Origin of the sequence: Paraburkholderia phenazinium (assembly GCF_900141745.1) — a bacterium.
GTDB classification, from domain to species: domain Bacteria; phylum Pseudomonadota; class Gammaproteobacteria; order Burkholderiales; family Burkholderiaceae; genus Paraburkholderia; species Paraburkholderia phenazinium_B.
The window spans coordinates 237279-262397 of sequence record NZ_FSRM01000002.1 but is presented as its reverse complement, the minus strand read 5'-3'; the positions used below and the strand labels follow the sequence as shown (position 1 = coordinate 262397).

At 60.4% G+C, this 25119-nt stretch carries 23 protein-coding genes and 1 rRNA gene; 17 read left to right on the top strand and 7 right to left on the bottom strand.

The window, feature by feature from the left end; translation table 11 throughout:
- Positions 1-137: 137 nt before the first annotated feature.
- The 6 genes from rrf (at position 138) to cyoD (ending at position 6541) form a co-directional block, all read left to right on the top strand.
- A 5S ribosomal RNA gene (gene rrf / locus BUS06_RS21285) occupies positions 138-251 on the top strand.
- 595 nt (positions 252-846) lie between these two features.
- Entirely contained in the window at positions 847-2394 is a 1548-nt protein-coding gene (locus tag BUS06_RS21280; protein WP_074266425.1) for a complex I subunit 4 family protein, read from the top strand.
- A 317-nt stretch (positions 2395-2711) separates the two neighbouring features.
- A complete protein-coding gene (gene cyoA, locus BUS06_RS21275; protein WP_074266424.1) occupies positions 2712-3605 on the top strand; it encodes a ubiquinol oxidase subunit II in 894 nt (297 codons plus the stop codon).
- 3 nt (positions 3606-3608) lie between these two features.
- The gene (gene cyoB / locus BUS06_RS21270; RefSeq protein WP_074266423.1) at positions 3609-5603 is read left to right on the top strand and encodes a cytochrome o ubiquinol oxidase subunit I; all 1995 of its coding nucleotides are present in this window, start codon (positions 3609-3611) and stop codon (positions 5601-5603) included.
- Positions 5603-6208: a cytochrome o ubiquinol oxidase subunit III gene (gene cyoC / locus BUS06_RS21265; RefSeq protein ID WP_074266422.1), complete on the top strand. Its 606-nt coding sequence runs from the start codon at positions 5603-5605 to the stop codon at positions 6206-6208. The genes cyoB and cyoC overlap by 1 nt, the downstream gene beginning before the upstream one ends.
- The gene (cyoD, locus tag BUS06_RS21260) at positions 6209-6541 is read left to right on the top strand and encodes a cytochrome o ubiquinol oxidase subunit IV (RefSeq protein WP_074266421.1); all 333 of its coding nucleotides are present in this window, start codon (positions 6209-6211) and stop codon (positions 6539-6541) included.
- A gap of 61 nt (positions 6542-6602) precedes the next feature.
- Here cyoD and BUS06_RS21255 read toward each other — a convergent pair whose 3' ends face one another.
- Positions 6603-7631: a LacI family DNA-binding transcriptional regulator gene (locus BUS06_RS21255; RefSeq protein WP_074266420.1), complete on the bottom strand. Its 1029-nt coding sequence runs from the start codon at positions 7629-7631 to the stop codon at positions 6603-6605.
- Between the two features lie 366 nt (positions 7632-7997).
- On the opposite strand from BUS06_RS21255, the gene BUS06_RS21250 reads away from it, so the two are divergent.
- From BUS06_RS21250 to BUS06_RS21220, 7 genes are all read left to right on the top strand, one after another.
- Positions 7998-9239 carry an ABC transporter substrate-binding protein gene (locus tag BUS06_RS21250; protein WP_074266419.1) on the top strand — a complete coding sequence of 414 codons (1242 nt, stop codon included), beginning with the start codon at positions 7998-8000 and terminating at the stop codon, positions 9237-9239.
- A gap of 93 nt (positions 9240-9332) precedes the next feature.
- Positions 9333-10241, top strand: coding sequence for a carbohydrate ABC transporter permease (locus BUS06_RS21245; protein ID WP_074266418.1), 909 nt, complete (start codon positions 9333-9335; stop codon positions 10239-10241).
- Positions 10242-10250: 9 nt separating this feature from the next.
- Entirely contained in the window at positions 10251-11102 is an 852-nt protein-coding gene (locus BUS06_RS21240; RefSeq protein ID WP_074266417.1) for a carbohydrate ABC transporter permease, read from the top strand.
- Positions 11103-11190: 88 nt separating this feature from the next.
- Positions 11191-13173 carry a beta-galactosidase gene (locus BUS06_RS21235; protein WP_074266416.1) on the top strand — a complete coding sequence of 661 codons (1983 nt, stop codon included), beginning with the start codon at positions 11191-11193 and terminating at the stop codon, positions 13171-13173.
- A gap of 75 nt (positions 13174-13248) precedes the next feature.
- Positions 13249-14544: a sugar efflux transporter gene (locus BUS06_RS21230; protein WP_074266415.1), complete on the top strand. Its 1296-nt coding sequence runs from the start codon at positions 13249-13251 to the stop codon at positions 14542-14544.
- Complete coding sequence (locus tag BUS06_RS21225) at positions 14544-15383, top strand: AraC family transcriptional regulator (RefSeq protein ID WP_074266414.1); 840 nt, start codon at positions 14544-14546, stop codon at positions 15381-15383. Before BUS06_RS21230 ends, BUS06_RS21225 begins: the two co-directional genes overlap by 1 nt.
- Positions 15384-15476: 93 nt before the next feature.
- Positions 15477-15887: a DUF2000 domain-containing protein gene (locus BUS06_RS21220; RefSeq protein ID WP_074266413.1), complete on the top strand. Its 411-nt coding sequence runs from the start codon at positions 15477-15479 to the stop codon at positions 15885-15887.
- A gap of 107 nt (positions 15888-15994) precedes the next feature.
- Here the strand turns inward: BUS06_RS21220 and BUS06_RS21215 are convergent, their stop codons facing one another.
- Positions 15995-16618 (bottom strand): ABC transporter ATP-binding protein, encoded by a 624-nt coding sequence (locus tag BUS06_RS21215; protein ID WP_074266412.1) that lies wholly within the window; start codon positions 16616-16618, stop codon positions 15995-15997.
- Positions 16619-16740: 122 nt separating this feature from the next.
- Positions 16741-17517 carry an SDR family NAD(P)-dependent oxidoreductase gene (locus BUS06_RS21210; RefSeq protein WP_074266411.1) on the bottom strand — a complete coding sequence of 259 codons (777 nt, stop codon included), beginning with the start codon at positions 17515-17517 and terminating at the stop codon, positions 16741-16743.
- Between the two features lie 208 nt (positions 17518-17725).
- On the opposite strand from BUS06_RS21210, the gene BUS06_RS21205 reads away from it, so the two are divergent.
- Together BUS06_RS21205 and BUS06_RS21200 are read left to right on the top strand one after the other, a co-directional pair.
- Entirely contained in the window at positions 17726-18316 is a 591-nt protein-coding gene (locus tag BUS06_RS21205; RefSeq protein WP_074266410.1) for a TetR/AcrR family transcriptional regulator, read from the top strand.
- Between the two features lie 112 nt (positions 18317-18428).
- On the top strand, positions 18429-18827 hold the full coding sequence (locus tag BUS06_RS21200) for a PaaI family thioesterase (RefSeq protein WP_074266409.1): 399 nt from the start codon (positions 18429-18431) through the stop codon (positions 18825-18827).
- A gap of 60 nt (positions 18828-18887) precedes the next feature.
- On the opposite strand, the gene BUS06_RS21195 is transcribed toward BUS06_RS21200, so the two are convergent.
- Positions 18888-20330 carry an alkaline phosphatase family protein gene (locus BUS06_RS21195; protein ID WP_074266408.1) on the bottom strand — a complete coding sequence of 481 codons (1443 nt, stop codon included), beginning with the start codon at positions 20328-20330 and terminating at the stop codon, positions 18888-18890.
- 401 nt (positions 20331-20731) lie between these two features.
- On the opposite strand from BUS06_RS21195, the gene BUS06_RS21190 reads away from it, so the two are divergent.
- Positions 20732-21646 carry a CHAD domain-containing protein gene (locus BUS06_RS21190; RefSeq protein ID WP_083611546.1) on the top strand — a complete coding sequence of 305 codons (915 nt, stop codon included), beginning with the start codon at positions 20732-20734 and terminating at the stop codon, positions 21644-21646.
- 36 nt (positions 21647-21682) lie between these two features.
- Here BUS06_RS21190 and BUS06_RS21185 read toward each other — a convergent pair whose 3' ends face one another.
- From BUS06_RS21185 to BUS06_RS21175, 3 genes are all read right to left on the bottom strand, one after another.
- Positions 21683-21904, bottom strand: coding sequence for a hypothetical protein (locus tag BUS06_RS21185; protein ID WP_074266406.1), 222 nt, complete (start codon positions 21902-21904; stop codon positions 21683-21685).
- A 217-nt stretch (positions 21905-22121) separates the two neighbouring features.
- Positions 22122-23045 carry an NADP-dependent oxidoreductase gene (locus tag BUS06_RS21180; RefSeq protein WP_074266405.1) on the bottom strand — a complete coding sequence of 308 codons (924 nt, stop codon included), beginning with the start codon at positions 23043-23045 and terminating at the stop codon, positions 22122-22124.
- Positions 23042-24109: an alkene reductase gene (locus tag BUS06_RS21175; protein WP_074266404.1), complete on the bottom strand. Its 1068-nt coding sequence runs from the start codon at positions 24107-24109 to the stop codon at positions 23042-23044. Before BUS06_RS21175 ends, BUS06_RS21180 begins: the two co-directional genes overlap by 4 nt.
- A gap of 106 nt (positions 24110-24215) precedes the next feature.
- On the opposite strand from BUS06_RS21175, the gene BUS06_RS21170 reads away from it, so the two are divergent.
- Positions 24216-25115 carry a LysR family transcriptional regulator gene (locus BUS06_RS21170; protein WP_074266403.1) on the top strand — a complete coding sequence of 300 codons (900 nt, stop codon included), beginning with the start codon at positions 24216-24218 and terminating at the stop codon, positions 25113-25115.
- Positions 25116-25119 lie beyond the last annotated feature (4 nt).

The following is a 25119-nucleotide window of genomic DNA, read 5'->3' as shown; positions in this document are numbered from 1 at the left end:
CAGAACGCACGGTTGAGTGATCGATGTTGTGCCAGAAACAACACAACCCCAGAACGCTCCCGCTGGTGAGCATCACCAGAAACTACTTCTTCCCGATTGGCCGTACTGCTCCATGAGCAGTGCAGCAACAAGTCATGCCTGATGACCATAGCGTGTCGGTACCACCCCTTCCCATCCCGAACAGGACCGTGAAACGACTCCACGCCGATGATAGTGCGGATTACCCGTGTGAAAGTAGGTAATCGTCAGGCTCCCTAGCAGCATCAGAAACCCCACCCCGCAAAGGTGGGGTTTCTGCGTTTACGGAAACGCCATCAACAGCAACGTCCATCATCTGAGTTCCGAAAGCTTCCGTGCAAACGCATCAACAAAGAACCAGGATTGACGAATAAGCTGATAAACGTTTCTGTAAGCTTTCTGAATATCGAAAACAGTTTTCTTTCTGTTTGTAATGAATAACTAGCCTTCCGCCACGCCAGCTTCCAGCCTTACCAAACCATTCAAACCGCTTTCGCCGTGCACCAAAACAGGACGCTCTTCCACGGATCACGTCCAAAATTTGTGCAAACGCACATTTAGGGTTATGCACGCAACACCGAAGTCTACAATAGAGTCTACCGACTACTGCACTAATTACTTAACACTTGTTTGCGGCGCTGCAAAAATCTTAATTTCAGGTTATGCTCGTTAACCCTTGATGCCCGTGCGTCATTCGGACACATTGACCTGGCCCCCGAATCAAGCGTTGTACCCGTCAAATGAAGTCGAAATGTAATATAAATTTCAATGCTTTCAGTTTGACGGTTTTGATTCGGACGTTTTCCTGCTTCAGTCTTTAAAGAATAAATGCAATCCGCACCGCTTCTAAGCCTTCTGATCTGGGTCCCCATTGTGGCGGGCATCATCGTTCTGCGAGTGGGTTCGGGTTCGCCTGGCCGGGCTCGTTGGCTCGCGCTCATCGGTGCACTTGCCGGCCTCGTGCCTGCTATCCCGCTGGTCGCAGGCTTCACGAACGGGTTGCCGTCAATGCAGTTCGTGGAGAACGTGAAGTGGCTGCCGTCGTTCGACATTGCGTGGCACCTGGGCGTAGACGGGATCTCGTTGTGGCTGATCGTATTGACTGCACTGACGACGGTCGTGATCGTGGTGGCGGGCTGGCAATCCATCACGGTGCGCAGCGCGCAATACTTCGGCTCGTTCCTCATGTTGTCGGGCTTCATGCAGGGCGTGTTCAGTTCGCTGGACGGCATGCTGTTCTTCATCTTCTTTGAAGCGACGCTGATTCCGCTGTACCTGCTGATCGGTACGTGGGGCAACAAGAACCGCTCGTACGCCGCGGTCAAGTTCTTCTTCTTCTCGCTGATCGGCTCGCTGATGATGCTGATCTCGATGCTCTATCTGTTCGCGCAGACCCACAGCTTCGACCTCGAAGTCTGGCGCAACGCGCATCTGGACTTCGTGCCGCAAGCGCTGATTTTCCTCGGCTTCCTCGCCGCCTTCTCGGTGAAGGTGCCCATGTGGCCGGTGCACACCTGGCTGCCTGATGTCCACCTCGACGGCCCAACCGGCGCCGCCGTGATGCTCGGCATGCTGAAGATCGGCGGCTACGGTCTGCTGCGCTTCGCCTTGCCGATCACCCCGCAAGCCAGCCACTTCTTCGCGCCGGCAATGATCACGCTGTCGCTGGTCGCCGTGATCTACTCGAGCCTGCTCGCGCTCGTGCAAACCGATATCCGCAAACTGCTCGCCTACTCGTCGATCGCTCACATGGGTCTCGTTACGCTGGGCCTGTTCATCTTCAATCCGCTTGGCCAGGAAGGCGCGATCATGCAAATGATCTCGTACGGCGTGGTCTCCGGCGCCATGCTGCTGTGCACGGGCATGTTGTACGACCGCACGCAAAGCGGCTCGATCGACGCCTACGGTGGCGTCGCTAACACCATGCCGAAGTTCGCTGTCTTCGTGATGCTGTTCTCGATGGCCAACGTCGGCTTGCCGGGCACGGCAGGTTTCGTCGGCGAGTTCATGGTGTTGATGGGCGCGATCGGCTTCAACTTCTGGATCGGCGCAATTGCTGCACTGACGGTGATCCTGAGCGCCGCCTACACACTGTGGATGTACAAGCGCGTGATCTTCGGCGCAATCGCCAATGCACGCGTCGCGAAGCTGACCGACCTCGGCAAGCGCGAGTTCGTCCTGCTCGGCGCAATGGCAGTACTGGTACTCGCGATCGGCATCTATCCGAAGCCGTTCACGGATGCAATCAACCCGACGTCGACCAGCCTGCTCGCGCAGACCAATCGTCCGGCACAACCGGTCGAGTCCGCTGCTGTCGAGAACGCAGAGCATTTGCAAGCACGCGCTGCGGTAAACGCAACACACGCGCCGGGTTGAATGCATTGATTGTGTAGCTGCGTCGTGCCGCTAAAACGATACGACGCGCTACCTGAAGCGCGTGCGATCGCGCAGATGTGCGGTCGTTACTTGCTCGCGGTCCATAGCTGAAGCAGTTGTTTTATCTCTTGATGTACGGCAAGCACCGATCATGTGCGCAGGATTGTGCGGCAACGTGTCACACACTTCACGCTCGCAACAGATCGTTGCAAAAATCGCTGTTTATAACGAGATAGCACGGCTTTACTATGCGACCGCTTACTAATGGAGAGCGGTCGGATGTTGTTCGTCACAGTCGTAAAGAGCAGGCAATCGATATGAAAGAAAAAACTCTACGGGGGGCGATGAGCACAGTCGCCATTGGCCTGGTTGCGCTGCTCTCGGGCTGTAGCAATCTCGATCTGCTGAATTCCAAGGGCAGTGTGGGAATCGCGGAGCGTAACCTGATCGCGACGTCGACATGGGCCATGCTCATCGTCGTGATTCCGGTCATTGCCATGACGCTGCTGTTCGCCTGGCGCTATCGCGCGTCGAACAAGAGCGCCGAATACCGACCCACCTGGTCGCATTCCACGGGCATCGAGATCGCGATCTGGACGATTCCGACGCTGATCATCCTGTTCCTCGGCGTACTGACGTGGAAGAGCACGCACGAGCTCGATCCGTACCGTCCGCTTGAATCGAGCGTGAAGCCGATCAACGTCGAAGTAGTCGCACTCGACTGGAAGTGGCTGTTCATCTACCCCGATCTGGGCATCGCGTCGGTCAACCAGCTCGCGCTTCCCGTGGGCACGCCGGTCAACTTCAATATCACGTCGGACTCGGTGATGAACTCGTTCTTCATCCCGCAACTCGGCGGCCAGATCTACGCAATGGCAGGCATGCAGACGAAGCTGCATCTGATCGCGGATGAGCCAGGCGACTACGCCGGCGAGTCGGCGAACTTCAGCGGCAAGGGCTTCTCGGACATGAAGTTCCGCGCGATCGCCTCGTCCCCGGAAGAATTCAACGCATGGGTTGCCAAGGTGCGCGCATCGTCGGACCGCCTCGACATGAACCGCTACAACGTCGTATCGCAGCCGGGCGAGAAAGCGCCGGTCACCTACTTCTCGTCGGTCGATCCAAAGCTCTTTCACAACATCATTGCCCGCTATAACAACGGCAACGTCATGGATATGAAAGACGACAGCAACTGCAAGGCCAAGGGGTAACGCATGTTCGGTAAATTAACCCTCGACTCGATTCCGTACCACGAGCCGATCATCATGTTCGCCGCGGCCCTGATGGGCATCGGCGCGGTTACGGTGCTCGGCGCCGTGACATATTTCGGCAAGTGGCGCTACCTGTGGACCGAGTGGCTCACGTCGGTCGACCACAAGAAACTCGGCGTGATGTACATCGTCGTGGCGATGATCATGCTGCTGCGCGGCTTCGCCGACGCAATCATGATGCGCACGCAACTGGCGATCGCGTATCACAACCCTGGCTATCTGCCGCCGCATCACTACGACCAGATCTTCTCCGCGCACGGCGTCATCATGATTTTCTTCATGGCGATGGTGTTCATGGTGGGTCTGATGAACCTGATCGTGCCGCTGCAGATCGGCGCACGCGATGTGGCGTACCCGTTCCTGAACTCGCTGTCGTTCTGGATGACGGCAGTCAGCGCCATCCTGATCAACATCTCGCTTGTGATCGGTGAATTTGCACAGACGGGCTGGCTGGCGTATCCGCCGCTGTCGGAGCTGCAATTCAGCCCGGGCGTCGGCGTCGACTATTACATCTGGAGCTTGCAGCTCTCGGGTATCGGCACCTTGCTCACGGGTATCAACTTCTTCGTCACGATCGTCAAGATGCGCGCGCCTGGCATGACGTTCATGAAGATGCCGGTGTTCACGTGGACCGCGCTGTGCACGAACGTGCTGATCATGGCTGCGTTCCCGATTCTGACGGTTACCCTGGCGCTGCTCGGCCTCGACCGTTACCTCGGCATGCACTTCTTCACGAATGAAGGCGGCGGCAACGCCATGCTGTATCTGAACCTGATCTGGGCGTGGGGCCATCCGGAGGTCTACATCCTGATCCTGCCCGCGTTCGGTATCTTCTCCGAAGTCATTGCGACGTACGCGAAGAAGCCGCTGTTCGGCTACAAGACCATGGTCTACGCGACCTGCGCGATCATGGTGCTGTCGTTCCTCGTGTGGCTGCACCACTTCTTTACGATGGGTTCGGGCGCGGACGTGAATGCCTTCTTCGGCATCGCGACCATGATCATTGCGATTCCGACTGGCGTGAAGGTTTTCAACTGGCTGTTCACGATCTACAAGGGCCGCCTCGAGTTCTCGACGCCCGTATTGTGGACGCTCGGCTTTATGGTCACCTTCACGATCGGCGGTATGACCGGCGTGATGATGGCGATCCCGGGTGCGGACTTCGTGCTGCACAACAGCCTGTTCCTGATCGCTCACTTCCACAACGTGATCATCGGTGGTGTGCTGTTCGGCTATCTGGCTGGCTTCAACTACTGGTTCCCGAAGGCATTCGGCTTCAAGCTGAACCAGAAGCTCGGCAAGGCCTCCTTCTGGTTCTGGCAAATCGGTTTCTGGATCGCTTTCCTGCCGCTGTACGTGCTGGGCTTCATGGGCATGACGCGCCGTCTGAATCACTACGACAACCCGCAATGGCATCCGTGGCTGCTGCTGGCCGAAGTGGGTGCTGTGCTGATCGCAATCGGTATCGGCCTGCAACTGCTGCAGATCTTCGTCAGCATTCGCGACCGCAACCTGCCGGAGAACCGCGACGTTTCGGGCGATCCGTGGGATGGCCGTACGCTGGAATGGTCGACCACGTCGCCGCCGCCGGTCTACAACTTCGCTATCGTGCCGACGGTGCATGAGCTGGATGCGTTCACCGACATGAAGCAACGCGCGAAGACCGAGAAGACCAAGCCGGTGTACCGCGACATTCACATGCCGTCGAACACGAGCGCAGGTTTCTTCATTGCCGCGTTCAGCCTGGTGCTCGGCTTCGCAGCGATCTGGCACATCTGGTGGCTGGCGATCATTGGCCTGGTGGGCGCGATCGGCACGGTGATCGGTCGCAGCTTCAGTAATGACAACGGCTACTACATCCCTGCCAGCACGGTTCAGGCGATCGAAGAACGTCGTAGTGGCGCTGGTGAAGCGCTTGAACTGGCAGAGGTGGATTAATGTTGACGAAGACTCATCTGGCGCACGAGGTCCACGACGCGGACCACGTGCCATCGCAATCGGTGTTCGGTTTCTGGCTGTATCTGATGACCGACTGCATCATCTTTGCCTCGCTGTTCGCCGTGTTTGCGGTGATGAGCCACCAGTTCGCGGGTGGCCCGAGTGGCAAGGATCTGTTCGAAATTCCCGGCGTTGCACTGGAAACGGCCGCGCTGCTGCTGAGCTCGATTACCTACGGCTTCGCGATGATCGGCGCACACCAGGGCAAGAAGGGTGTGCTGCTCGGCTGGCTCGCGGTGACGTTCCTGCTCGGTGCATCGTTCCTCGTGCTTGAACTGCGCGAGTTCTCGCACCTGATCGCGATGGGCGCAGGTCCGGACCGTAGCGCGTTCTGGTCGTCGTTCTTCACGCTGGTCGGCACGCACGGTTTGCACGTGACCTGTGGCCTGCTGTGGATGATCGTCCTGAGCGTGCAGGTGATCCGCAGTCCTGAACTGACCGAGCGCGAACTGACGCGCCTGACGTGCCTGAGCCTCTTCTGGCACTTTCTGGACATCGTCTGGATCGGTGTCTTTACCTTTGTCTACCTTACGAGTGTGATTTAAATGGACCACGCCCATACCGCTCACTCGGGTGAAAGCCATGGCAGTTTCGGCAGTTATACGGCCGGCTTCATCCTGTCCGTCCTGCTGACCGCTGCGGCGTTCGGCATCATCATGACCGGTTCGTTGACCGGCCATAGCGCAGTGCTGGCAATCGCCGGACTGGCGTTCGTGCAGATCATCGTGCACCTGGTGTTCTTCCTGCATATGAACACTTCGTCGTCACAGCGCTGGAACGTGATGGCGTTTGGTTTTACGGTGCTGACCGCCGTCATTCTGATTGTCGGTTCGTTGTGGATCATGCATAACGTCAGCATGAACATGATGTCGCGCTAAGCACACACCGCACGTTGTACAGATAGAACGGCCCCTGCAATAGGGGCCGTTTTGCATTCGGTCACCTCCGACGCGAAGCCTTAGGCGCCGGCGCGGTCGTCTCGCGAATCACCAGTTCCGAGAGCGGCACCTTGTATGCATCGCGTTTGGCTTTGACACCTTCGATACGATCGATCGTCAACGCGACCGCAATCGATGCAATCGCAGCGGTCGGAAATCCCACCGTGGTGAGCGCAGGCCGGAACTGATGCGCAAGGTGGATGTTGGTCAGTCCGATCACAGACAGATCTTGAGGCACGCGTTTGCCGATGTCCGTCGCCGCCTGGATCGCACCGATCGCCATCAGGTCGTTGGTCGCAAACAACGCAGTTAGTTTGGGCTGCTCACCTAGCAGTGCACGGGCAGCTTCGTAGCCGGCCTCGATCGAGTCCTTGCACGAACGAACCTGCACCGCATCGGCGGCGACGCCTCGCGCAGCTAATGCGTCGACAAACCCATGAAGCCGTGTCGATTGCGGGCCGCCGGAACCTTCCCCGAGCAGCGCGCCGATCTTGCGATGACCAAGTTCGTAAAGATGTGCAGCAGCGAGGCCGCCGGCATGGATGTGATCGACAGTGACGCAAGGCAGCGTACGACTTGCCTGAACGTTTTCCCACATGCACAGCACGAGCGGGGAGCCACGCTGAGCGATCTCAGCGAGTTCGCCAGCGCTGACATCGGTGTTCATCACTATCACGCCGGCAGCGAGCGTGCCGGCGATCTTGTCGAGGTACGCGCGTGCGATGGCAGGGTTGTCATCCGTGTTGCACACCAGCAAAAAATAGCCACGCCGGCGCGCCGCGGTTTCAGCTTCCAGCACGAACTCCGGATAAAACGGGTTCGAGATATTCGACAGCATCAACGCCAGCGTGGACGTGCGTCCCTCGGCCAAAGCGCGCGCCGTGAGGTTGGGGCGGTAACCGAGTTCGCGCACGGCCGCCATGACACGTTCGACGGTGGTCGGCTTTACTTTCTGAGGATTGCGTAACACGTTCGATACCGTGGCCGCCGTGACCTGCGCGCGCTGCGCGACTTCGGCGAGTGTCACCATGTCGGGTACACCGCGTCCAGGGTTAACGAGTGTTGGCCGGCGGCAATTGGCTCCGTTTCTAGTGTTTCACCCATATATTGAGACGTTTTGGTAAGGGTTGCGTGTCGGGAATAGCTCGGCTACTTTCACGATTAGCCACAGAAGGAGCACATGTTAATTCAAGCGGCAGTTTTTCCGTCGGAAAATTTAAGCGCTTAAATTTTGTGAGTGTTTCACGAACCATCTCAAGAACGTCAACGAAGAAAATGACGAAAGCGGCGATGCAGTAGCTGTAGCACGTCACCTTTCGCTTCACTAGCCGGTTTGCTGTGACCCGGCGGCTGACGCGAGGCAGCTGCCACCATAAATTGAATATTGGAGACGAGCATGAAATTCAGAGCTGGGAAGGTTTTACTGGCCGGCATCGCGTGTCTTGCGATGGCGACCGCGACCTACGTGGAAGCCGCGACGTTGCGGGTGACTGTATCGGCGCGCGGCAATCAGCGTGCGGTGTGGCAAGACGCTTTCGATCAGTTCAAGAAGGCCAATCCCGATGTCGACCTGAAAGTGACCTACGTAGGCGAGGAGGCCTACAAGGTGCAGATGTCCGGCTGGCTCGCAACCGATCCGCCCGATGTGCTGAGCTGGCACAACGGCGAGCGCATGGCCTATTTCGCGAAGCGCGGTCTGCTCGACGACCTGACCGCCGACTGGCAGAAAGACGGCTGGAATCAGACCTACGCCGCGGTCAAGCCGCCTTCGACGTACGCGGGCAAGCAGTATGCCGCGCCGCTCGGCTACGACTCGTATGGTTTCTTCTATCGCAAGGACCTGTTCCAGAAGGCCGGCATTGCCGGCGAACCGAAGACATGGGATGAGTTCCTCGCCGACTGCAAGAAGCTGAAGGACGCGGGCATTGCACCGATCGCCGTGCCGGCCAAGGACTCGTGGACACTTGCAGCATGGTTCGACTACCTTGACCTGCGCATCAACGGCTACGCATTTCACGAGCAACTGATGGCGGGTGAAATCCCCTACACCGACGCGCGCGTGCGCAAGGTCTACGCAACATGGAAGACGCTGATCGACGACAAGTACTTCGTCGACAACGCGCTTTCTTACGACGTGGATTCGGTCAGCCCGCTGCTCGTCAACGGTCAGGCCGCCATGATGTTGATGGGCACGTTCTTCTCTGCCGGCCTGCCCGAAGCCACGCGCGACAAGATGGGCTACTTCCGCTTCCCGGTGATCGACGCATCCGTGCCGATGGCTGAAGACGGTCCGGTCAACATCCTGATGATCCCGGCGAAAGCCAGCAACAAGAAGGACGCGCACCGCCTGCTCGCCTTCATGGCGCAGCCGCAGATCAACGGCGAACTGGCGAAGGGCTGGGGCCAGTTACCGTCTAACAACCAGGCGCCGGAACCCCAGGACCCGATCTCGAAGATCGGTTTCCAGATTCTGTCGAGCACGCCAGGCGGTGTTGCGCAGTTCTACGACCGTGACATGACCAAGGAAATGGCCGACGAAGGCATGAAGGGGATGCAGCAGTTCTACAGCGACCCGAGCCAGATCGACGCGGTCCTGAACCACCTCGAACAGTTCCGCCAACGGATCTATAAGAAGTAAGCTGTGGAGTGTCTGGGTTGCGGTGGCCAATGCATTGCGCCGCAGCTCAGACAAACCCGCATCCGTACGAGGAACCTGAACGTGTCGACCACTATGTCAGACAAAGCGGCCTCAATCGGCCGCGCACGCCAGCGCCAACGAGCACCTGCGCCGCTCAGCCGCCGGCGCAATCGCACCGCGTTGCTGTTTCTGCTGCCGGGCGGCCTGCTGTTCGCGCTGTATGTGATTTACCCGGTGATCAGCAGCATCTTGCTGAGCTTCTATAACTGGGACGGCATGACGGCGAGGGCGTTCGTCGGACTCGATAATTACCGCGAGCTGTTCCACTCCGATACGTTCTACACAGCGCTGAAGAACAACGTCATCTGGCTCGTGCTGTTTTTGCTGGCGCCGCCGTTTGGTCTCGTGTTCGCGCTGTATCTGAATCAGAGCGTGCGCGGCATCCGGCTCATCAAGTCGCTTTTCTTTGCTCCGTTCGTGCTGCCGGGCGTGGTGGTCGGGCTGGTGTTCGGATGGTTCTACGACCCCACCTTCGGCTTGCTGAAGTTGATCGTAGGACACGGCATACCGGTGCTTGGCGATCCGCGTTATGTGACCTACGGGATCATTTTCGCCGCGCTCTGGCCGCAGATTCCGTTCTGCATGATTCTCTATCTGACCGGGCTCACCGGCATCAACAGCGAAATCATCGAAGCGGCCCGCATGGAAGGTGCGCAGGGCTTCGCGCTGCTCTGGCATGTGATCTTGCCGCAACTTCGGCCCGCCACTTTCATGGCGTTCGTGCTGACGGTGATCGGCGCGCTACGCAGCTTCGACCTGATCTCGGTGATGAGCGGAGGCGGTCCGTTCGACAGCTCGACTGTGCTGGCCTATTTCATGTACGACCAGGCGATCAAGTATTACCGCGAAGGGTATTCCGCTGCGATTGCAGTGGTGCTGTTCGTGATCATGCTGATCTTTATCGTTTGGCAGTTGCGGCGGCTCGTGCGCAGCGAAACCTGAGGAATCGACATGTATCCGATGCCCGTTTCCCGCTGGCGGCCCGGTAGCCGTCTGCTCTACAAAATCTCTCTGCCTGTTGCGTTGCTGCTGTGGCTATTGCCCTTGCTCGCTGTGCTGGTGACGTCGGTGCGCTCCAGTGACGAGCTCTCCGCGGGCAATTACTGGGGTTGGCCCGAGCATTTCGCATTGGTCGAAAACTACGGTACGGCGCTCACGCAAACGCCGATGCTGCATTACTTCCTGAACAGCGTGCTGATCACCGTGCCCTCGGTGCTGGTGTCGATCTTCCTGGCATCGATGGCAGGGCACGCGCTCGCGAATTACCGCTTTCGCGGCAATCTCGTCGTGCTGGCGATTTTTGTGGCGGGCAATTTCGTGCCGGTGCAGATTCTGATGATCCCCGTGCGGCAGTTGACGCTGGATTTCGGCCTCTACAACACGGTGTTGGGACTGGTGCTGTTTCACACCGCGTTTCAGACGGGATTCTGCACGCTGTTCCTGCGCAACTTCATTCGCGCGCTGCCGTACGAGCTCATCGAAGCAGCACGCGTCGAAGGCGCGAGCGAGTGGTCGATCTACTTGCGCATCGTGCTGCCGCTCATACGTCCCGCACTCGCGGCGCTCGGCATTCTCGTCTTCACGTTTGTGTGGAACGACTATTTCTGGGCGCTGTGCCTGACGCAAGGCGATGACGCGGCGCCGATCACCGTAGGCGTCGCCGCGCTAAGAGGCCAGTGGACGACGTCATGGAATCTGGTTTCCGCGGGTTCTGTGCTGGCCGCACTGCCATCGGTCGTGATGTTCTTTGCCATGCAGAAGCATTTCGTGACCGGTCTCACGTTCGGCGCCACTAAGGGATAGCTTTGCGAGCGAACCTCGATCGCTCGCCGCCACCTTGCGACTCGTCATCACTCAGAACACAAACCTCACTACGTTTAGCGAGAGCACCATGCATTTAGGAGTTTGCTATTACCCCGAGCAATGGCCGCAGCACCAATGGGAAAGCGATGCGCGCCGGATGGCGGAACTGGGCATCAGCCGTGTCCGGATCGCCGAATTTGCATGGAGCAGGATGGAGCCCGAACCGGGCCGCTATGAATGGGCATGGCTGGATACCGCGATCGAAACACTGGCAAAACACGGCCTGAAAGTCGTTCTTGGCACGCCCACGGCGACGCCGCCCAGGTGGCTGGTGGAACTGCATCCGGAGATTCTGCCGGTCAACAAGGATGGCGTCACCTTGAAGTTCGGCTCGCGACGTCACTACGATATTTCGAGCGAAGTGTATCGCGAGCATTGCGCGCGCATCGTCGAGCAGATGGTGCAGCGTTACGGCAAGCATCCCGCGGTGATCGCCTGGCAGACGGATAACGAACTGGCATGCCACGACACCTCGCCGACTTATACGGAAGCGGCCCGCGTGCGCTTCGGCAAATGGCTCGCGGCGCGCTACGGCGAAGTGGCGCGCTTGAACACGGCCTGGGGCAATGTGTTCTGGAGCATGGAGTACCGCAGCTTCGATGAAATCGGTTTGCCGAACCTCACGCCCACCGATGCGAATCCGAGCCACTGGCTCGACTTCAGGCGTTTCATGTCGAGCGAGGTGGCGAGCTTCCATAGCCTGCAAGGCGAACTGATTCGCGAGCATGCGCCGGGACGCGATCTGCTGCATAACTTCATGGGCTTTTTCACGAGCTTCGATCACTACGAGTTTGCCGAAAGCGGTCTCGATGTCGCCGCATGGGACAGTTATCCGCTGCCGCGCACGGAAGTGCTGTGGTTCGACGACGCCGAGAAGCACCGCTGGGCTCGCACCGGTCATCCCGACATCCCCGCTTTCAACCACGATCTGTACCGGGGCGTCGGCAAGGGGCGCATGTGGGTGATGGAACAGCAGGTCGGTCCAGTCAACTGGGCGCCGTATAACCCTGTGCCGAAAGCGGGCATGGCGCGTCTCTGGACCTGGGAGGCGTTTGCGCACGGCGCCGAACTGGTGTCGTACTTCCGCTGGCGCCAGGCGCCCTTTGCGCAGGAGCAGATGCATTCGGGCATCAACGCACCGGACGACAAGCTGACTACCGGTGGCCACGAAATTGCCCGTGTGGGACGTGAGCTGGCGGCGTTCGACCGGGCAGCCGTGGCTTCAGGCGCAGCGGCGACTGCCGAAGCGAAGCAAGCCCCTGTGGCTTTGCTGTTCGACTACCCGGCAGACTGGATCGTGCAGATCCAGCGTCACGGGGCCGATTTCGATTACCAGCGGCTGGTGTTCGAGTGGTACTCGTGTCTGCGCGAGATGGGCGTCGACGTGGACATGTTGCCCGCCACCGCCGACCTGAGCGGATACCGGCTGATCGTCGCCCCCTCGCTACCGGTGGTGCCGGATGTGCTGGTCGCGCAGATCCAGGCCGGCCACAGCCACTGGCTATTCGGCCCGCGCACGGGTTCGAAGACCGCGGGCTACACAATCCCTGCAACGTTGCCTCCTGGCCCGTTACAGGCCGTTCTGGACGTGCGGGTGGCGCAAAGCGAATCGCTACGTCCGACTCTGCGGCCAGCAGCAAGCTTCAACGACGTCCAAGGACAAGGCAGAAGCTGGCGCGACCACGTAGAAGCCGGTCCTGGCGTAGATGTGCTTGCCTCGTTCGATGATGGCTGGCCGGCGCTCGTGCAGTCCGGACGGGTCCGCATGACGACGGCCTGTTTCGACCCGGCGTTGCAGCGGGCGTTGCTTGAAAGCAGCGTGCGCGACGCCGGCATCGAGGTCGTCGATCTGCCGGAGGGCGGCCGTTTGCGTCGTCTCGGCAAAGTGCGCTTCGCCTTCAACTACGGTGAAAAGGCCTGGCAGGTGCCCGCTCCAGAGGGCGCACACTTTGTGCTGGGCGGCCGCGAAATCGGCTCATGTGACGTAGCGGCGTGGATCGAAACGCACTGACGTCGGCTGCCGATGTGCTAACACGTTCCAGCAAGCTTTGGCATACTGCCGGTTCACCCGTGTTTCGCGTCATCGATGAACTACTCCCGGCTCCTCAGCCTCGCGCGCATCCCGTCCTTCATGTCACTGGCGGGCGCGACCTTGATGCTCGGGGTCGCCATGTCGTTTACCGCTCCGTATCTCTCGCTATTCGGCGTCGAGCGGGCCGGCATGACGCCGCTCAAGCTCGGGCTGTTCATGACGCTGATCGCGGCGAGCGGGGTGGCGGCAAGCGGTTGGGCCGGTAAATGGTCCGACCGCCATGGTCATCACCGCACGCTGCTGCTCGCGGCGCTGGGCGCGGCGGCGCTTGGTTTTCTGCTGCTGTGTTTCGTGCGCGACTACCGGGCGCTCCTGATAATTGGGATAGCGTTCCTCGGCGCAGGCGGCTCGGCGTTGTCGCTGGTGTTTTCGTTCGGCCGCGCAGCGCTGCCGGTGACGAACGAATCCGAGCGGACCTTTGCGACTGCGACGCTGCGCACGGTGTTGTCGGTCGCGTGGGTGTTCGGGCCTTCGGTGGGGGCGCTGGTGTTGGCTGCCATCGGTTTTTACGGGCTTTTCCTGTTCGCGGCGGCGTGTTTTGCCGGCTGCGGCGCGATCATCTGGCGCATGCATGAGGCGCCGGATGGCGAGTTGCACAGCGTGGAGGATCACATCCCCGGCGACCCGGCTTCGTCGCTCGAGGTCACCACGGTCGAGCCGGAGACGCCGGTCAAGCCCGATCTCGTTCATCCTGCGGCGCCGCCGCGCATGATCTGGCGCTCGGTGCTGGCACTGACGCTCATCGGTCTGGCCGCCAACGCGACGATGATCGTGTTGCCGCTCTACGTCACCCACGGACTGCACGGCACGCGCATCGACGTGTCGGTCATGCTCGGCCTTGGCGCCTTCCTCGAAATTCCGATGATGCTGGCGCTCGGCGCACGTGGCTCGAGTCTGAACAAGCTGCGCTGGCTGGCCGCGTGTGCCGGCGTGCATATGCTGTACTTCCTCTGCGTGGCGGCGGCCGGTTCCATCTCGTTCCTGATTCCGATGCAGGCGCTCAACGCTTTCGTGGTGGCCGTGACGTCCTGCCTCGGCATGACCTATGTGCAGGATCTGATGCCGCGCTCGCCTGGCCAGGCTACGGCGCTGTTCTTCAATTCGGCCCGTGTCGGCTCGATCCTCTCGGGTGTGCTATCAGGGTTGCTGGTGGCCGGAGTAGGGTACCGGGGTACGTTCCTGTTCTGCGGCTGCCTGTCGCTAGGGGCATTCATCCTGTTCGCCGATCCGCCGTGGCGGCTTATGTTCCGCTACGTTCAGGACAGGTGGCCGGGTCGCCGGAGAGACTGATGGCCGGGCCTAACTGGGTCGATCTGCGCCAGCACGCCAGCACCGGAATCGAAACGCTGCGCGCGCATTTCGAAGGTCATGCCTACGATCCGCACTGGCATGACGCGTATCTGCTTGGCTTTACCGAGCAGGGCGTTCAACAGTTCGATTGCCGCCGCGCGCGTCTGCAAAGCACGCCGGGTCACGTGTTCATGCTGGAGCCAGGCGATATCCACGACGGCCATGCACCGGCGCAGGGCGGCTTCACTTACTCGATGCTTTACCTGAAGCCGGACTGGCTCACGCGCGAACTGCGGACGTGGTCCGATGAGGCGCCCGTTACCGGACAGCCGCAGTTTCCCGCCACCTTGATCGACGACATTGCGTTCGCAAGGGCGATTGCAACACTGTTCCGCGTGTTGCGTCGCGCGGAAGAGCCGCGTCTTGCGAGGCAAACGGCTATCGACGGCTTGCTCGAAAGTCTTGGCCGCCATCTCGACTGGCGCTTGCATGGCGAGCGTGATCCCCGCTTGCCCGGCGTCGCACAACGCGCGCGAGATTATCTGCACGCACATTTGCACGACGATATTGGCCTTGATGAACTGGCGATGGCCTGTGACGTCGACCGGTTTCGTCTCACGCGCGCTTTCAAGACCAGCTTTGGGCTTGCTCCGCATGCGTATCTGATCCAGTTGCGGTTGGCGACAGCGCGTCAGTGGCTCGCCCGTGGCGTCGCGCCGGTCGAGGTCGCGCATGCGCTGTGTTTTGCCGACCAGAGCCACCTCGGCCGCTGGTTCCGGCGCGCTTACGGACTGACGCCTGCTCACTACGGCAAGCGTTGCACAAACGTTCCAGACTGAGCGCCAAACCACGATTAACCTTGCCTGGAAGGGCCCGGCGGGCGTTGCCTGCACGAGGATGAGTCAAGGTGAAATCGCAAAGGAATGGAACGGATGGAGTTCGATACAAAAGTTGTGCTGGTGGTTCGTGAGGACCTGGCGTCGTGGCAAAAGCTCAACGTCACGGCGTTTCTGGCAACGGGGATTGCCGCGGCGGCGCCCGAAGCGATCGGCAAATCCTATGAGGACGCGAACGGCAGGCACTATGCCGCGTTGCTCGGGCAGCCCGTGATGATCTATGGCGGCGATGCAGCGGGAGTGTTGCGGGCGTTTCAACAGGCCCAGCAAAGAGAACTGACCATCGCGGTCTACGTGAAGGCGATGTTTTCCACTGGCAATGATGACGACAATCGGGCGGCGTTTCGCGCTGAGTCCGTGGACCAACCCGACCTTGTGGGGATCGCGCTGCGTGGCCCGAGGAAGATGGTCGATAAGGCCGTGAAGGGGTTATCGCTGCATCCGTGACGTGTGTGCCGCTGTGTTGAGCCGCTTAAGGGCAGTGAGTGGCTAGTGGCGCCTTCGTGCGCGGTGCAGGCGGCCGCCGCTTCCACCGTCAGCGTCACCTCCGCGGCTCAAGCTTTCGCAGCGAGATCCGCGAAACTGACTACCTTCGCTTCGCAAGCGCTCGTGAGTGCCGCGTCGTAGCTCGTGAAAAACACCACACGGTCTTGCCCCAGCAGCTTGAACAGTTCGACGAGGACGCCACGCGCAGGAGCGTCGAGGCCGCCGCCCGGTTCATCCGCGATGACGACGGCGGGTTGTCCGATCGACGCTGCCGTCAGGAAAATCTTCTTGCGCGTGCCGAACGACATTTGCTCGAAGCGCTTCTCGAGATGCGCGGTAAGGCCGAACCGGTCGGCGAGTTCGAGCACGCGGCTGTCGAGCGCGGTCTGTCGTTCCGTCGCTATCCGTTCGAGAAAGTCGCGCCCGATTTCCATCGAACCCGGGAGACAGTCGTCGGGCACGTAGGCAAGCGCTGCTCTTGCCGCGACAGGAGCGCTCCGCAGCGAATGACCGCCGAGCCAGACCTCGCCCGCGTCCGCTTCGATCTCGCCGGCAAGGATACTCAGCAGAATCGATTTCCCGCTCCCACTCTCATCGTTCAGCGCGACGCAGCCTGCATCGACGCTGCAATGCAGTCCCTGAAAAATGGTGCGTTCACCGTAATGTTTGCACAGATTCTCGAATCGAAGCATTGATAATCCGGGTTCTCAGACAAAGAAGATTCGCGATGCGGCGGCGAGCCAACGCGCGGGTGCAAGTATAAATTGCGCTTGCGTTCCCGGTGGGCATCGCCGACTACTCTCGCGTTTCTTCCTTAGCCTTTGCGGAACGCCGGTGCGCCCCACGGCGCACCTGTCGAGCCGCCGTCGACGACGATTTCCGCCGCCGTGATTCCCGACGCATCGTCCGAAGCCAGGAACAGCGCCGCTGAGGCGACTTCCTCAGGCGTGGCGAAGCGGCCCATCGGAATGAGCGGGGAGATTGCCTGTTCGGTCTGATCGACAGTTGCCCCGGCGCGTGAGCCGCGTGTCCAGATCGGCGTGCGCGTGCCGCCCGGGATCACAGTGTTGACGCGGATGCCGCGCGGGATGAGTTCCGCCGCAAACACCTTTGCCATTCCGGTCACGCCTGCCTTGGTGGCGGAATAGGCCGCCGATCCCGGCGAGCCGAGTTCGCGCATGACCGATCCGTTCAGCACGATCGAGCCACCTGCGCTCATCAACGGCAGCGCGCCCTGCACCGTGAGGAAAACCCCGGTCAGGTTGGTGCGCAGAATCGCCTCGAACGCGGCGGCCGTTGTGCTGCCGAGCGGCGTCGAGCCCGGAATGCCCGCATTGGCGAACACGATGTCCAGCTTCCCGTAGGCTTCCTGAATCTGCTTGAACAGCGAGTCGATCGCTGCGGGATCGTCCAGATCCGCTTGAATGCCGAGCGCGTTTTCGCCCAGCTCCGCCACAGCGGCATCCAGCTTTGCGCGATCGCGCCCCGTGATCGCCACGCGGCCGCCATCCGCGATCAGAAGTCGTGCCGCGGCAAAGCCGATGCCGCTATTGCCGCCCGTCACGAGCGCTGTTTTTCCGGTAAATCGCATGTTCCTTCTCCTGTGTAGTGCGCCGCGAGATCGCCGGCATCGCCGCGTCTGCTCGCATTGCGAAAAGACCCTGTCAAGCGGCGCGGGACAGCGGCCGCATCTGGACATCACGAGCATCGTCAACAGCTGAAATCTGCATGTTGATCATCATGCACAAATTCAGTATGATGATCGTCATGCAGATTGTCAAGCATGACGGAGCAGAAAAATGGGTTATTCACAGGCACAGAAGGCTGAGAGCAGGCAGCGTGTTCTGGAGAACGCGTCGCGGCAGATTCGCGAGAACGGTATCGAGGCGCTCGGCGTGGCCGATTGCATGCGCAGCGCCGGGCTGACGCACGGCGCGTTCTATGGACACTTCGCGTCGCGCGATGCGCTGATCGTGGAAGCGCTGGAATATGCGCTCACGCAAAGCCGGGCGCGCATCGCCGCGCGCGATAACGATGCGGGCAAGCGTAGCGAGACGCCGCTGCAGTCCATCGCCGAGGCCTTCCTTGATGAGCGTCACGTGAACGATCCCGGCACTGGATGTGCGCTGTGCGCGCTCGCGGGTGAAGCGCGGCATGCAAACGCAGATGTGCGCGCACTGTTGACGCGGTATCTGAATGAATTGACCGCACGTGTTGCCAAGGCGGCGCTTCGCGGCGGCGAGAAGTCGGCGCTTGGCATCGTGGCGACCATCGTAGGTGCGATCACGCTGGCGCGCGCAGTGGACGACGATGAACTGGCCAAATCGGTTCTTTCTTCGTCGCTCGCGCTCGTGATGACGCAGGACGGTGACGGCGATAGCGTGCAATAGCGCATCAGCGGGCGGTAGCGGCACGACGGTTTTTTGAGCGTCCGGGTATGCTGGCGAGATCGAGCGAATTCTCAAACGCATTCACGGCATAACGTTCACAAGAGGCCAAAGCATGTCGGACCATCCCATCGACAACCCGTTTCTCGAATCGCTAGGCGTGCGGTTAACGCAATGGCGTGAGGGCTACGCCGAACTGACCATGCTGATCGACGCCAGCAAGCTCAACCGGCAGGGCGTCCTGCAAGGTGGCGCGATTGCCACCCTGCTTGACGCAGCAGCGGGATATGCAGGTATCTTTGCGCCGCCCGGCCAAACCGCGCGGCATGCGTTCACGCTTTCGTTGACCACCAACTATCTCGACAAAGGACTCGGCGAACGGGTGACCGCAAAAGGGTTTCTCGAGCGTCAGGGACGTTCGATCTTCTTTTCGCGCGCCGAGGCCTGGGTGGACGAGCGCATTCTGATTGCGAGTGCGCAAGGCACATTCAAGTATTCGAAAACGGCCGGGTAGGCGCCGGCATCAGCCGGGCGCCCCCAGCGCCGAGATCGAAGAACCCGCTTGTCTCCCGAACTAGCTCTGCGAACCTGCCCGATGCGCCAGCCATGCCTGGGTGCGTGACTCGATGTAATGCGCGTACTCCGCGTTGGTCCGCAAAGCGGGCATCTGATGATGCATGCCTCCCTTCGCATCCGGTACCGGCAGTCGCGATACCAGTTCCGCGTGCACTTCCTGCAGGTGCGACGGCTTGTCTGCCGAGGGATTCGTGCCCTTCGACGTGGGCACCACCACGCCGGAAAGTGGATCGTCGGTACGCGGCGTCTTGAGCGTTAGCGCGTCGCCCACGTCGGGCGCGGCGGCGTCGCGGGCCGTGAGAGCAGGCACACCCCAGCGCGTTTCGACCGTCTTCAGGATCGAAGTGTGGTCGAGCGGCGTCGTGCCTGCTGGAACGCGGAACACGGTCCCTGGTGCGATCAGTGGCGAAACCAGCACCGTTGGCACGCGCAAGCCGAAGCGCGTGAAGTCGAAACCATATTCGCCGGCCGTGTTATCAGGCGGCACGGCGCCCAGCGGCGGCGGAACGTGGTCATAGCATCCGCCGTGCTCGTCGTAGGTAATGATCAGGAGCGTCTGATTCCACTGCGCTTCGTTGCTGCGCAAAGCGTAGTACACGTCGTGGATAAATTGCTCGCCCAAGGCGACGTCGTAGTTGGGATGCTGGCTGTTGCCGGCTGCGTCCCAGCTCGGTTCGAGAAAGCTGTATGCGGGCAGCGTGCCGTTTTTCGCTGCGCTCTGGAAGTCCGTGAAGAGTCCGAAGTGATCGTCGGACGCATTCGTGGTGTCAGGGAAGTTCAGACGTGTGAGTGGCTGCTGGGTGTATCCATAGATGACCCAGCTTTGATTGTGCTGCGACAGCGCGCCGAAAATACTCGGCGACGTAAACGTCTTGGTCTTGTCGTCCATGTGTCCCTGGCTTGTCCCCGCGCACACGAAGGCGCGATTCGGCAAGGTCTCGGTGGGCACCGAACTGAACCACTGGTCGCATACGGCGTAACCGCGCGCGAGTCCTGACAATACTGGCAGCGTCTCCGGTGTGTACATGCCCATGATGTCCGAGGCGACCGTGCCCTTTAGCACGCCCCAGCTCGGCTCCTTCGATTCCCAGCCAAGCGTGTAGTCGTAGTCCGTCACGAAGCCCTGGTTAGTCGCGTTGGCCGGCGACGGCGCGGTGGCCGTGCCAAACAACTGCGAGTTCGTTGCGCTATAGCCTTCGCCTGGATCGGCGCCGGGCTGAAAGTATGCGTTGCTGTCGCTCGACTGAATCTTGTACACCTTCACGGACTCGCCTTTTTTCGAGGCCGGGTTCGATTCGTTGCCGGTCAGGCCGTCGAACGCCTGACCGGAAGGCGATTTGTTCTGCTGGTCCGTATAGAGGAAGCCAAGCATGTGATCGAAAGAACGGTTCTCCAGCATCAGAACGACAATGTGCTGAATCGCGGCAAGCTGGTTAGCCATGGACACTCCTTCGGTAATGTCGTTTGCGGTGCTCGCAATGCAATGCGTGTTTCAGCATGCATGCGTTCCGAGGCTTCGACATGGATGCCCGAAGCAGGTTCGAAGAAATATCTCTGATGTTTTGCGAGGCAAAAACGCCTCATCAGTTCATTACCTTTTGATGTCACACGGCAAAAAATATGGTGCGAATTCAGTGCAGATATAGTGCTCGCGGAGACGCAGCAAGCATGCCGCGCGAAGGTGACACTTTTGTTCTCATTGGCGCTCGTGTTCCCGCGTTGTAGGATTGAAGAGGAAATGCGGGCCATGCGCCACACGCGCATCGGTCTGTCTATGCGGAATACGTGAGCCGTGTTGCGCTGTTCTTGTCCTGCTCGCCGTTACAAAAGGCGTATCGAATCATGAGTTCCCGTACCGTGGTCGCTGAAACTGCACACATGGACGCGTCGCCTGCAGCGGTCGGCCCCGTCAGCACCGGGTCGGTTTCCGCTGCGATGACGGCTGCCGACGCTTTCGTGCTGCTTGCTACATCGATTTCCGGCGAGGCAGTGTGCCGGGTTCGCAAGCTCAATTCCAGCGCGGGTCCTGAGGACCTCCACAAGCTTCGAGTCGCGCTGCGCCGTTTGCGGACACTGTGGTGGGCATACGACCCCTTGCTCGACAGAAAAGAGGCGAAGCTGCAACGCCGCGAGTTCAAGTCACTCGCCGATGCCGCCGGCCGCACGCGGGACTGGGATGTCTTGCGCGAACTGATCGCCGCAGCGGATGCAGCGGAGAAACATTCGTTTGCCTTGCTGATTGCCGCGATCGATGAGCATCGGGCTCAGGCGTTGTCGTTCAGCTTGCGCGCGCTCGGCAATGCAGGCGTGGAGAGAATCCTGGAGCAGACTTTTGCAGATGCGCGTTTGCACCTCGATGCGCAATGCGCCTCTCGTCCTGTTGCAAGCTTTGCGGAAGAACGCGTGCAAGTAGCCGAAGAAGCCTTGAAGAAGCGCGTCAAACGGGCGATATCGGCCGACGGATCAGACTACGCGGCGCTGCATGAGGTGCGGATTGCAGGGAAAAAACTTCGCTATTTGCTGCAGTTTTTCGCGCCGGTTCTGGAGAGCGGCCATCAGGCCGTGATTGACCGTCTTACAGTAGTGCAAGACGAACTGGGAACGTTGAACGACCAGGTGATGAGCGAAGCGCTGCTTCGCGAGTATGCCTTTCAGTTAGGTGACGCCGGGCGGGTCAAACAGGCCATTGCGTATCTGCAAAGCGAGACCGCGCATCACATGCATCACGTCCACAAGATATTGCATACGATGGCGTAGCGGGCCGACGCCTCGTGCTGTCCCCGAGGCGCATGTTTATGCCAGTTCGGACCGGCGCTGCTCTCCGTCGTGCTGCCAGCTGTTCGCTACCCGTTCGCCGTCCGCACGTGCCTGTGCTTCCGAGGAAAACAGGTCCTCGCTATAAGCGACTACCTTTTTCCCCGTCCCGTGCTGCCTTTCGGTCGTAAGTGCCCAATGCCAGCCACCATCCTGTTCAAACACATGAAGCGTCAAATCAGGTGAGTGCGGATATGTCATTTATGCCTCCGCAGTTAGGGGGCCCGATGGGCATCTGTAAGCCCCCAAGCTCCGCTCAACTCAGCATAGGCGTATAAATGCTGCGACGCAACATTAAATTTTTACGACACGTTTCGAGCGTTGCGAACCGGTGCACAAAAAGTCCACACACTTACTTCGGATAACGAATTGAAGCTGATGTATGGACGTCGTGCAGCCGGGCTCCTGACAGCTTCAACTACTGGAACTTGACGACAGTTTTGCCGCGGCCATGCCCCGTTTTGTTGCGCTCGATTGCATCAGCCGCCTGGGACAGATCGACGATCTCGGAGACTTCCGCTCTCAGATTACCTTGAGCGACTTCGCGCGCGATTTCCGCGAGCTTTGCGGCGTCCGTGCGCATCTGAAACCAGACGCCCCGTTTGCCTGTTGGCGTTTGCGTCGCTATCTCGGGCGCGGCCGTACTCACTATGCGACCCTGTTCCGCGACGATCGGCCAGGAGCCGGTCAATGCGGGGCCGCCAACGAGATCGAGCACCAGATCCACGTTGCGTGCGACTTCCCAGAATGGTGTGGTCCGATAATCGATCACTTCATCCGCGCCCAGTTCCCGAAGATAAGCCGCGTGGATGCCTCGCGCAGTCGCAACGACACGCGCTCCGGCACGCCGGGCCAACTGCACCGCAAAACTGCCCACGCCGCCCGCTGCTCCGTGAATCAACACCGTCTGCCCGCGTTTCAGTTCACCCGCTTCGAACAACGCCTGCCATGCTGTCAGCGCGGCAACCGGAATGGCTGCGGCGATGGTGTCGTCGAGGCTGTCGGGAATGGGCGCAAGCTTGTCGGCGTCGATTGCTACGTGATCGGCGTAGGCGCCTATGGCGCCCAACGCGCCCAGCACACGGTCGCCTACCGTAAAGCGCGTTACGCCTGCGCCAATCTCCGTCACTTCGCCGGCAAGCTCGATGCCGAGGGTCGCCGGAAGCGGGAGCGGAAAGACGCTTTGCAGCGAGCCGTCGCGGATCTTCCAGTCGAGACCGTTGACGCCGGCCGCGCGAACCCGCACCACGACCTCACCGGCTGCCGCCGTCGGCAAGTCGATACGGTCGATAGAGACGGCGTCGGCGCCGCCATAAGCATGGATAAGAAGAGCTCGGTTCATTGTGCATTCTCCAGAACAGGATAGTCGATGTAGCCTTGCGGGCCGGCTGAGTAGAACGTGTCGCGGTCGGGCGTGTTGAGCGGCGCATCGGCGAGGAAGCGCTGCGGCAAGTCCGGGTTGGCGAGGTACAGGCCGCCGAATACAACTGCATCGGCACCTCCCTCGTCGATCAGTGTTTGGGCGCTTGTCCTGTTGAGGCCGCCGCCGTGCAGCAGCGCGCCGTCGAACAGCGGTCGCAGGAGGGCGCGGCAATCGAACGGGCTCTTCGTTTTGGCCACATGCAGATAGGCCAGATTGAGTTGCCCGATCCGCTGAACAAGGTACTGATAGGTTTCCTGCGGTGTCGCGTCGCTCACGCTGTTAAAGCCCATCTCCGGCGCGATCTTGATGCCGACGCGATCGCCGCCGGCCTCTTCGACCATGGCCGTCAGCACGTCGAGCACGAAGCGCGCGCGGTTTTCCAGTGAGCCACCGTATTGATCGGTCCGTTGATTGGTCCCCGAGGATAAAAACTGTTCCGGCAGATACCCGGAAGCAGCATGCAACTCGACGCCGTCGAAACCGGCTTCCAATGCGTGACGGGTAGCGAGCCGATAGTCCTCGACGATGCCGGGGATTTCTTCAGTTTCCAGCGCGCGCGGTACTACGAAATCCTGCGGGCCGGTGGCGGTGAAGACCTTGCCTTCCGCCGCAATCGCCGAAGGCGCGACGGGCGTCGCGTGGTCCGGCAGCAGGCTCGGATGCGAGATGCGTCCGGTGTGCATCAATTGCAGGAAGATCAGGCCGCCTTTTGCGTGGACTGCTGCGGTAATGCGCTTCCACGCTTCGATCTGCGCGGCCGAGTGGATGCCCGGCGTACGCACATAACCCTTGCCCATCGGCGACGGAAAGGTGCCTTCCGTCACGATCAGGCCGGCATTAGCGCGCTGGGCGTAGTACTGCTCGGCGAGCGGGGAGGGCACGCCGGACACATCGTCGGCACGTGAGCGGGTCATCGGCGCCATGACGAAGCGGTTGCGCAGGGTGTGGCGGCCGATACGGATGCTTTGGTAGAGGGAGTCCATGTCGTTTCCTTGGTGTTGGTGAAGGAGTAAGGACAGAATGAACTGATCCATTGGAGAGATAAAGGCATAAAATTGAATACAGTGATCCATCAGTGGAGCAATCGGCATGGAATTGTTGAGCTACATGCGCCTGTTTGTCGAAGTGGCGCGGACCCGGAGTTTTCGTCGCGCGGCGGAGGCGCTGGATATGCCGAATTCGACGGTCTCGCGGCATATTGCGGAGCTGGAGAAGACGATTGGTTTGCGCCTGCTGCACCGGTCCACCCGGAAAGTGGAATTGACCGAGGCGGGCGAGGTCTATTTCAGGCGCTGTCAGAGCATCGTCGAGGAAGCGCGCATTGCGCATGAGTCGCTGCTGGACATGGCTGAACGCCCGACCGGCACACTGCGGGTCTCGATGCCCGCGGATCTGGCCACCGGCCATCTGGCGCCGATCCTTGCCGATTTCGCCAAGGCGTACCCACTGATCGCTTTCGAATTCGATTTGACGCCGCGCCGGATCGATCTGCAGACGGAGCCGTTCGATCTTGCGATTCGCATCGGACCGCCGCCCACGGCCCCGTCGATGCTGGTAGCGCGGCAGATCGCGTTGCTGCCGCGCTATCTGTACGCTGCGCCAGGCTATCTGAAGACCGCGCCGCCGCTTGGTCACCCCGATGATCTTCGCCATCACGTGTTGTGCGTGACGCAGGGGGTGCCAAGACAGGGTGAGATGTCGAGAACGTTTTATCGCGGTGACGAAAAGGTTGAAGTCGTCACTGCAACCCGCTTCGCGATGAACAGTGTCGGTCTGAGCCGCGAACTGGCGATTCAGGGTGTCGGAATTGCGGCGATGGACCACGAACTCGCGCGCGACGACCTGGCGCTGGGGCGGCTCATACGCGTGCTTCCCGAGTGGCGTCTTTCACCTGTGCAGGTGCATGCCATCACGGAGACGCGATTATTGCCGGCGCGGGTGAGGTTGTTTATCGAGTTTTTGAAGGCGCGGTTGTCGAGTCTCGGATGATTGC

Coding starts and splice junctions, on each gene's coding strand:
- BUS06_RS21280 (WP_074266425.1), top strand. CDS start 847: ATGCAATCCGCACCGCTTCTAAGCCTTCTGATCTGGGTCCCCATTGTG.
- cyoA (WP_074266424.1), top strand. CDS start 2,712: ATGAAAGAAAAAACTCTACGGGGGGCGATGAGCACAGTCGCCATTGGC.
- cyoB (WP_074266423.1), top strand. CDS start 3,609: ATGTTCGGTAAATTAACCCTCGACTCGATTCCGTACCACGAGCCGATC.
- cyoC (WP_074266422.1), top strand. CDS start 5,603: ATGTTGACGAAGACTCATCTGGCGCACGAGGTCCACGACGCGGACCAC.
- cyoD (WP_074266421.1), top strand. CDS start 6,209: ATGGACCACGCCCATACCGCTCACTCGGGTGAAAGCCATGGCAGTTTC.
- BUS06_RS21255 (WP_074266420.1), bottom strand. CDS start 7,631: ATGGTGACACTCGCCGAAGTCGCGCAGCGCGCGCAGGTCACGGCGGCC.
- BUS06_RS21250 (WP_074266419.1), top strand. CDS start 7,998: ATGAAATTCAGAGCTGGGAAGGTTTTACTGGCCGGCATCGCGTGTCTT.
- BUS06_RS21245 (WP_074266418.1), top strand. CDS start 9,333: ATGTCAGACAAAGCGGCCTCAATCGGCCGCGCACGCCAGCGCCAACGA.
- BUS06_RS21240 (WP_074266417.1), top strand. CDS start 10,251: ATGTATCCGATGCCCGTTTCCCGCTGGCGGCCCGGTAGCCGTCTGCTC.
- BUS06_RS21235 (WP_074266416.1), top strand. CDS start 11,191: ATGCATTTAGGAGTTTGCTATTACCCCGAGCAATGGCCGCAGCACCAA.
- BUS06_RS21230 (WP_074266415.1), top strand. CDS start 13,249: ATGAACTACTCCCGGCTCCTCAGCCTCGCGCGCATCCCGTCCTTCATG.
- BUS06_RS21225 (WP_074266414.1), top strand. CDS start 14,544: ATGGCCGGGCCTAACTGGGTCGATCTGCGCCAGCACGCCAGCACCGGA.
- BUS06_RS21220 (WP_074266413.1), top strand. CDS start 15,477: ATGGAGTTCGATACAAAAGTTGTGCTGGTGGTTCGTGAGGACCTGGCG.
- BUS06_RS21215 (WP_074266412.1), bottom strand. CDS start 16,618: ATGCTTCGATTCGAGAATCTGTGCAAACATTACGGTGAACGCACCATT.
- BUS06_RS21210 (WP_074266411.1), bottom strand. CDS start 17,517: ATGCGATTTACCGGAAAAACAGCGCTCGTGACGGGCGGCAATAGCGGC.
- BUS06_RS21205 (WP_074266410.1), top strand. CDS start 17,726: ATGGGTTATTCACAGGCACAGAAGGCTGAGAGCAGGCAGCGTGTTCTG.
- BUS06_RS21200 (WP_074266409.1), top strand. CDS start 18,429: ATGTCGGACCATCCCATCGACAACCCGTTTCTCGAATCGCTAGGCGTG.
- BUS06_RS21195 (WP_074266408.1), bottom strand. CDS start 20,330: ATGGCTAACCAGCTTGCCGCGATTCAGCACATTGTCGTTCTGATGCTG.
- BUS06_RS21190 (WP_083611546.1), top strand. CDS start 20,732: ATGAGTTCCCGTACCGTGGTCGCTGAAACTGCACACATGGACGCGTCG.
- BUS06_RS21185 (WP_074266406.1), bottom strand. CDS start 21,904: ATGACATATCCGCACTCACCTGATTTGACGCTTCATGTGTTTGAACAG.
- BUS06_RS21180 (WP_074266405.1), bottom strand. CDS start 23,045: ATGAACCGAGCTCTTCTTATCCATGCTTATGGCGGCGCCGACGCCGTC.
- BUS06_RS21175 (WP_074266404.1), bottom strand. CDS start 24,109: ATGGACTCCCTCTACCAAAGCATCCGTATCGGCCGCCACACCCTGCGC.
- BUS06_RS21170 (WP_074266403.1), top strand. CDS start 24,216: ATGGAATTGTTGAGCTACATGCGCCTGTTTGTCGAAGTGGCGCGGACC.